Source organism: Chloroflexota bacterium (genome assembly GCA_014360825.1).
Taxonomy (GTDB): domain Bacteria; phylum Chloroflexota; class Anaerolineae; order UBA2200; family JACIWT01; genus JACIWT01.
In genome coordinates this window covers 1-6,046 of the sequence record JACIWT010000043.1, presented here as the reverse complement: position 1 = coordinate 6,046, position 6,046 = coordinate 1, and the positions used below count along the sequence as shown (strand labels likewise).

General features: G+C 57.3%; 7 protein-coding genes and 1 CRISPR repeat array. Of the genes, 1 reads left to right on the top strand and 6 read right to left on the bottom strand.

Annotated elements, in window-relative coordinates; translation table 11 throughout:
• Positions 1–500: 500 nt before the first annotated feature.
• Positions 501–763: a CRISPR direct-repeat array (repeat unit 38 nt; unit sequence CTTTCAGTACCCTAATTGTCGGGTCGAGGGTTGAAACC).
• A gap of 321 nt (positions 764–1,084) precedes the next feature.
• The 6 genes from H5T64_13165 to cas6 all read right to left on the bottom strand — a co-directional run bounded on the left by H5T64_13165 (position 1,085) and on the right by cas6 (position 5,512).
• Positions 1,085–1,843, bottom strand: a complete 759-nt coding sequence (locus tag H5T64_13165; GenBank protein MBC7265286.1) for a hypothetical protein — start codon at positions 1,841–1,843, stop codon at positions 1,085–1,087.
• Between the two features lies 1 nt (position 1,844).
• Positions 1,845–2,144 (bottom strand): hypothetical protein, encoded by a 300-nt coding sequence (locus H5T64_13160; protein ID MBC7265285.1) that lies wholly within the window; start codon positions 2,142–2,144, stop codon positions 1,845–1,847.
• On the bottom strand, positions 2,141–2,743 hold the full coding sequence (locus tag H5T64_13155) for a hypothetical protein (GenBank protein MBC7265284.1): 603 nt from the start codon (positions 2,741–2,743) through the stop codon (positions 2,141–2,143). The genes H5T64_13160 and H5T64_13155 overlap by 4 nt, the downstream gene beginning before the upstream one ends.
• Before the next feature lies 1 nt (position 2,744).
• The gene (locus H5T64_13150) at positions 2,745–3,458 is read right to left on the bottom strand and encodes a hypothetical protein (GenBank protein ID MBC7265283.1); all 714 of its coding nucleotides are present in this window, start codon (positions 3,456–3,458) and stop codon (positions 2,745–2,747) included.
• Between the two features lie 106 nt (positions 3,459–3,564).
• Entirely contained in the window at positions 3,565–4,485 is a 921-nt protein-coding gene (locus H5T64_13145) for a hypothetical protein (protein ID MBC7265282.1), read from the bottom strand.
• A 19-nt stretch (positions 4,486–4,504) separates the two neighbouring features.
• Complete coding sequence (cas6, locus tag H5T64_13140) at positions 4,505–5,512, bottom strand: CRISPR system precrRNA processing endoribonuclease RAMP protein Cas6 (protein MBC7265281.1); 1,008 nt, start codon at positions 5,510–5,512, stop codon at positions 4,505–4,507.
• Positions 5,513–5,855: 343 nt separating this feature from the next.
• On the opposite strand from cas6, the gene H5T64_13135 reads away from it, so the two are divergent.
• The coding region (locus H5T64_13135) for a thiamine pyrophosphate-binding protein (protein ID MBC7265280.1) at positions 5,856–6,046 on the top strand (191 nt) is incomplete at its 3' end.

Here is a 6,046-nt window from a genome sequence, read left to right as displayed (position 1 = left end):
CAGTTCCCGCACGCCAATCTCAGCCATTGTTCCTCCAAGTCTAGTAGTCACTATTGTGACCACATTGTATACCCAAACATCCAGTTTGTCAAATCCTGGAAGGGCCGGAACTGGCCCTATCTGCAGGCGTCAGGGGTTGTCATCAGATTGAGAAAACGGACAAATGGATAGAGGGCGGCAGATTGGATACGGATGGAGCGGATGGCTATCAGCGGATGGGTAGCGGATTAGCGGATGGGAGAGCGGGGTGTATCCGTTAATCCGCTATGCCGAAGGCCATCCGCTGATAGGCTGTTGGCGGATGGCATCTGGGGCCTACGTAGGGGCAGGTTCAACCTCTCCCTACGTTTTTTGTTGGGATTCTTCGGCGATAAGGCCGGGTATTGGCGTCCCCGCAGGGGGACGCCAGGCCGATAGGTCCCACAGGCGCGGTTTCAACCGCCCTGATTAAGGGGGTTGGGTCCGAGATAACTTTGCTTTTTGCCTCCCAGGATCTTTGACTTTCAGTACCCTAATTGTCGGGTCGAGGGTTGAAACCACCGAAGGAACTTTACGCCCTGCTATCGCTTGTGCTCTTTCAGTACCCTAATTGTCGGGTCGAGGGTTGAAACCAAACCTGGCCCGCCTCTCGTGGTGCGAAACGTGTGACCTTTCAGTACCCTAATTGTCGGGTCGAGGGTTGAAACCCATAGCAGCGACCGACGGGCGATTGTGTCTATTTTGCTTTCAGTACCCTAATTGTCGGGTCGAGGGTTGAAACCCAGCCCTCACCTCCACCCTTCTCAAGGCATTTTTCACCTCGCGAGTCCAAATAAGGGCGCAGAAAGCCACGTGGGCGCTCGGCACCCAGTCTCCTCCGACGTAAAAGTGTACTACAAACACCTTCTTCTCGCAAATCGTATTCTGCGCCCGAGAGACCGGGGATTTGCGACGGTCCAAGCGACCCGGGCGGACCTCCATCGAGCCAGATCCGGCTGCCATGACGCACTCACCGGGTCGGCCTTGGAGATGCTGAGCCTCCTGGCCGGGCGGCCCTCCGCTTTTATTTCTCGACATCTATTTCCGCTGAAGCCTACCCCGCGGTTTATCCAGATGGTCGGACTTCGATCTGGACGCGACCGAAGCCCTTCGACTTGTACCCACCCAGCAGGTAGATGCTGGCCAACCTGTCCGTGATGAACTCTTTGATCAGTTGCTCTTGCGAAGGGGCATTGGTCTTCAGCCAAGCGTCTCCTTCGCCATCGAGGGGCCTGGGCTCACCCAGCCGCCAGCCAAGGACGGTGTCCTCGAGGGTTACGTAGAAGGTGCCCTTGAAGATAGCGCCGGTAGGCACCAATTGATAAGGGCGATTTGTGCCCCGGGCTACGGTGCTCGTGCTGCGGTCTATCCTGGCGGAATAGAGCTCTTCGGGAGTGACATCGGATACCAGGAAAGGAACGCGGACGAACCCCACCAGACCCTGCGCTCCCAACAGGTAGCAGGCGGGGCATATACTAGCGTCCTTGGCATCTCTCGCCGCAGGGTACGCGCATCCCAAACTTCGGTATTTCCCCTCCCCCACCAGCCGTTGTTCGGCCTCGCTGGGTTTAGGGCCACCCAGGCAGGGCCGCCACGCCGTTCGGTTTGCAGGCCAGCGTTTGGCACCCGCGTCATAGTGCCGCTCTATCAGATATTGTTCAATGCGGCTCCGAAAGGCACCCTTCAGGGATGAGCCTGGGATCACCACCTGGCTTCCCACGATGGCCACCGGGTTTTCGGCCCCGAACAACGGATCTGGTTTCCCGCCGATGCGAAACGGTTCCATCGTGCGCAGGACGATCTCGAAGCGTCGTTCCGTGATCATTTCACACCTCCTGAGACTGTAGCGCGATCAGAGTCTTGACGATATAGCGGCCCAAAGACCGCCGTTGTTGTACGGAGGGAGAGGCTTCGAGTGTGGGCAGGACGACGTTCAGCAGAACTCTCGCCTGGGCCTGTAGTTCGGGGCGTTCCAGGCGGTCGAGAAGGTACACTTTGGCTGCACCGAAGCCATCCCTCTCCAAAATCTCCCCCACGTTGTTTAGGAGACTGGCTGTGAAACGCGTGCGCATCACCTCTTGATTGGTTTTGAGTTTCCTGAGAATTTGTTCGATCGGGTCGGTCATTTTGTGCCCTCCTCCAGTAGAAAACGGGGACCCACAACCACACTGCCCTCGAAGAGCGACAGCACATACACGCCATCGGTGCGCGAGGTCGGTCGGAACAGATAGCCGTACACTGGTACCTTCACTTCCTTGATAGCGAACACATCTACCCGGTCGAGGGGGATACGGGTGTTCAATCGCCCGAATGCCCTGTGCTCTTCACTATCGAGAGAGGTCAGGTAGCGCAGGTGGCATTGGCCGAAGCCGCGAGATTTCAGCGCCCCGAGAGAGAGGTCGAACTCTTCCGGCAGGTCAGCGTGGTCCGGAATGTAAATTTTGCCCAGCACATTTCTCAGGAACTGCACGGTGAGGGGGATCTTGCTGGATCCCAACACCCGATCTCGCGGGGAGTAGGTGAAATAATCCACTTGGTTGTGCTCCCCATCTTGGACGAAATAGCCGGCAGCGTGCAGGTCATCGCGGCCCAGGTAGGACCGCAGTGCGCCGGTGATGGCAGAGTATCGGATAGTCCTGGTATCACAGGGCCGAAATAAGCCCGCCTTGACCCTCTCTCCCAAGCAAAGGGTATCCGCTGTCAATTCATATTCTAAGAAGCGCATCTCAATCTCCTAAGATCTTCGCCAGAGTCAATAGGCCCTGGTAACTGAGGCCAAAGGGCAAGAAATTCTCCTTGAGTCGGCAATAGGTCCCGTAGTCTTTGTCTTTTTTATCGCCCATGCGCACTTTCGCCAGGCTCTCCGAGACCCTGGCTACTTCTGCCAGGTTGTGAAGGGCCGACTTGGGACGCAATTGGGTGGCTTGCAACAGGGCGGGAACGGCCTGGAGGCCCGCCCGCACCTGGCCCTGACTCACCAAGTTGATCCACAGCGGGTCCTGGGCCTCTTCCATCATCCGCCAGTGCTCGAAGAAGGGGAAGGTGGCTGCTGAGCAGGAGATGGCCAGCCGGATGGGAGAGCGTGGGATTTCATAGAACTTCGGGAAATACGTTTGCATCTGCTGGTGAAATGCACTCACCAGATCCAAGATTGCCTTCTTTTCCTGGAGCCGCGCGCAATAGAGCGAATCCAAGAGCCGTTCCACATTTTCATCACCCTGTTGCGAGGAAAGGCTCTCCCCCAGGGAGTGGAGGAATTTCTCATAGTCTCTCTGAAACTCCGACACGAGGGTGAATCTTACCTCCGCCCGATCCGGGTTACCACCTACCTCGCGCAAGTAATCTGCGTAGAGTTTTCCTAAGGCGGCGAGGAGATCGTCGAAATCAAGCACTACCCTCATCCAGGCGACGAGATCTTCCCACTCTGCCAGTTTCCTCAACCTCGCCCCTTTCTGTCGATTCCTGAAGCAGGATTCGCACAAATGCTCAGGGCTGCCCCCTGCTTCTCTGAGCCACTCTTTGGTTCCCGGTGCCATCTGGCAGACCTCACAGATGGGAGGGGCCATGGCCTCCACCAGTGATGGGAAAACGGTATTCTTCGGCTCTTTCACTATTTGTCGCAAATCGTGTTTCTGGAGGTCTGATACGCTCCGGCTGATGCGGGCTTCCTCCACCCAGAACCCAGCCTGGACTACGCTGTCTACTATTTCGTCCCGCCGCGCTCCCTCTTTCTTTGTAAAGGAAGATTGCCTCCTCCGGGCTGATGAAGAGTATGTGATCGTCGAATTTCGATTTCAGCAGGCGGAAGGTTTCCTCCAGTTGAACAAAGACACCGAGGTCGGCGGTTCGGAATGGCCTGGCGGGGAAGTGAAAACGGCATCTGGAAACACCCAGTTTCCATTGCCCCGCTTTCGCTTTGATTAGAGAGCCGACTTCTTCCCTCGACTTTCCCTGTACCTCCTTCTCATTTACCTGGAACCCTGCTTTCAATAGGCGGTACATTTTGCCGGTCAGTTCGGAGTGGGTGCGCAGGGTGGTTATGTTCATGCCTGGGTACGCCGCTTCTGCTCTTTCGTCTATGGCCACGGCATAACGCCCGAAATACTCATCAGCCGAGGGATTCCCTCGCAGGAACTGGACGATCTCCATCGGGTCCAAAAACTGGAACTTTTTCTGTGAGGGGCCTCGCCATAGTTTTCTCACTTGCCATTCTGGTCCCCCCTCGACCTCGGGTTGCCTGACCCGTGAGATGGCGGAGGCGAGATCATCTGCCATGCAAAGCATCAGGGTGTCGGGCGAGGTGGGGAACAGTTCGAAGTTTCGCGAGCAGTGATGTTCCAAGATGCCTCTCCAAGTGGGTGTATCGGGGGAGAATCCATATTTTTCGAACGGGAACTTTTCAAAGTTGTGCAGCATGTCGGACAATTTCCCAATGTCGTGCAGTTCTGGCACAAGTTCGCCCTGCATTTTATCATCCCTCGCCTGTCTATTGGATCTCGTTGCTCATCACATACCAACCGTTGCCTTTCACTGCATCCTTTCCCACGTGGGTAAACTGGCCCCACAGCAACCAGGGGAGGAACGGGGTCCACTCCTCGGCCTCAAACGACACCTGGCCTATGAAGCCGCTGGTGGGCGTGGCCCGTCCCTGTCGTGTGGAGTAACTGCGAACCTCCACCCAGCGGGTGTGATCTTCCACCACACGCACCTCATTCGCCGCTTTCACCAGGGAGCCGAAATCCACGGTCATCGGCGTATCGGAGAACTGCCGTGCCAAAGCGGAAAGTCGCTCCAACAACCGCTGGAAGATAGGGCGGAAAAAAGGGCGATGCTGTAGGTGCTTGGCGTCGGTGATGCGAGTGGGGGTGAGGAAGTTTAAGGTGATCTTCCCTGTGGCCGACCAGGTCGAGGCGGCGCGCAATACCTGCCGGTGAGTGATAGGCACATCAGGCACAGCAACCAGCGACTGACCAGCGGCGGCGACCTCGTGACTCTCGCCGGTGAGGGGGTTCAGCGCCAGCACATGACGCACGCGGAAGGTGCCGCGACGCCAGCCATTGGTTTTGGTCCGTTTGCCCAGCCCCGTTGTCTCCATGGCTTGTACGGCCAGGATGATGTAAGGAAAATAGTGAAGGGCTTCGGCGAAAAGGGTGAGACCAAATTCGAGGTGTTGGCTGGGTTCATAGGAAAGACCGTCGCCCAGAGGTGGTTCGATGGTGTATGGACGAGGCAGATCAACACCGCGCTCGCTTTCCGGACCCAGCGTGCTAACCAGAGAGCACACCGGACAGGTCGCTGACTTTTCCGGATTTCCGTGTTGCGGTGGAGCGAGCGAACAATAGCGACAGTCGCGGGCTTGGTGGTTGAGGCAAAAACGACGTCGCAGGCTGTGGTACAACGCGCCGCGGATAGCGGAACCCTTGTGTTCCCCGATCTCGATAGGTGTTGTTACCTCAGCATCGAAGCGGAGACGGTGGGCGGTAAAATGGTCCATGGGGCCTTTGTCCTACCCTTCGTCTATTGAAGCGCGCCAACAGGCGCTCACGCAAATGCCCAACCGTTAATGCTAATATATCCACGCGGCGCATTTTTGTCAAACCCCTTCTGGCTTCGAGTCGTTCTCGGCGGTGGGCAGTGGATCGCCATGACAGGGCGCATTGACTTTCGCCCTCGGCTGCGTTATACTGAATTCGCGAGTGTCATCGTAGGGGCGGTCCTGTGTGGCTGTGCAGGGCACCCACAAGGGGTGCCCCTACGAGAACCTGCGTATCGGCGTGCGGGGACGCCTCGCCGTGCGTCCCCCATAGTTTGATCCAGCGCACAGAGAGGAGGGAACGATGAGCGCAATCATGGGTGCGGATGTCCTGGTCCAATGTCTGATCCAGGAGAAGGTGCGGTTTGTTTTCGGCATCCCGGGCGGGCAGTTGTGCCCCATCCTCGATGCCATCCGGCGCTTGGGCACCGAGGTGGGCATGCAGTTCATCATGACCCGCCACGAGCAGGCTGCCGCTCACATGGCCGACGCCTA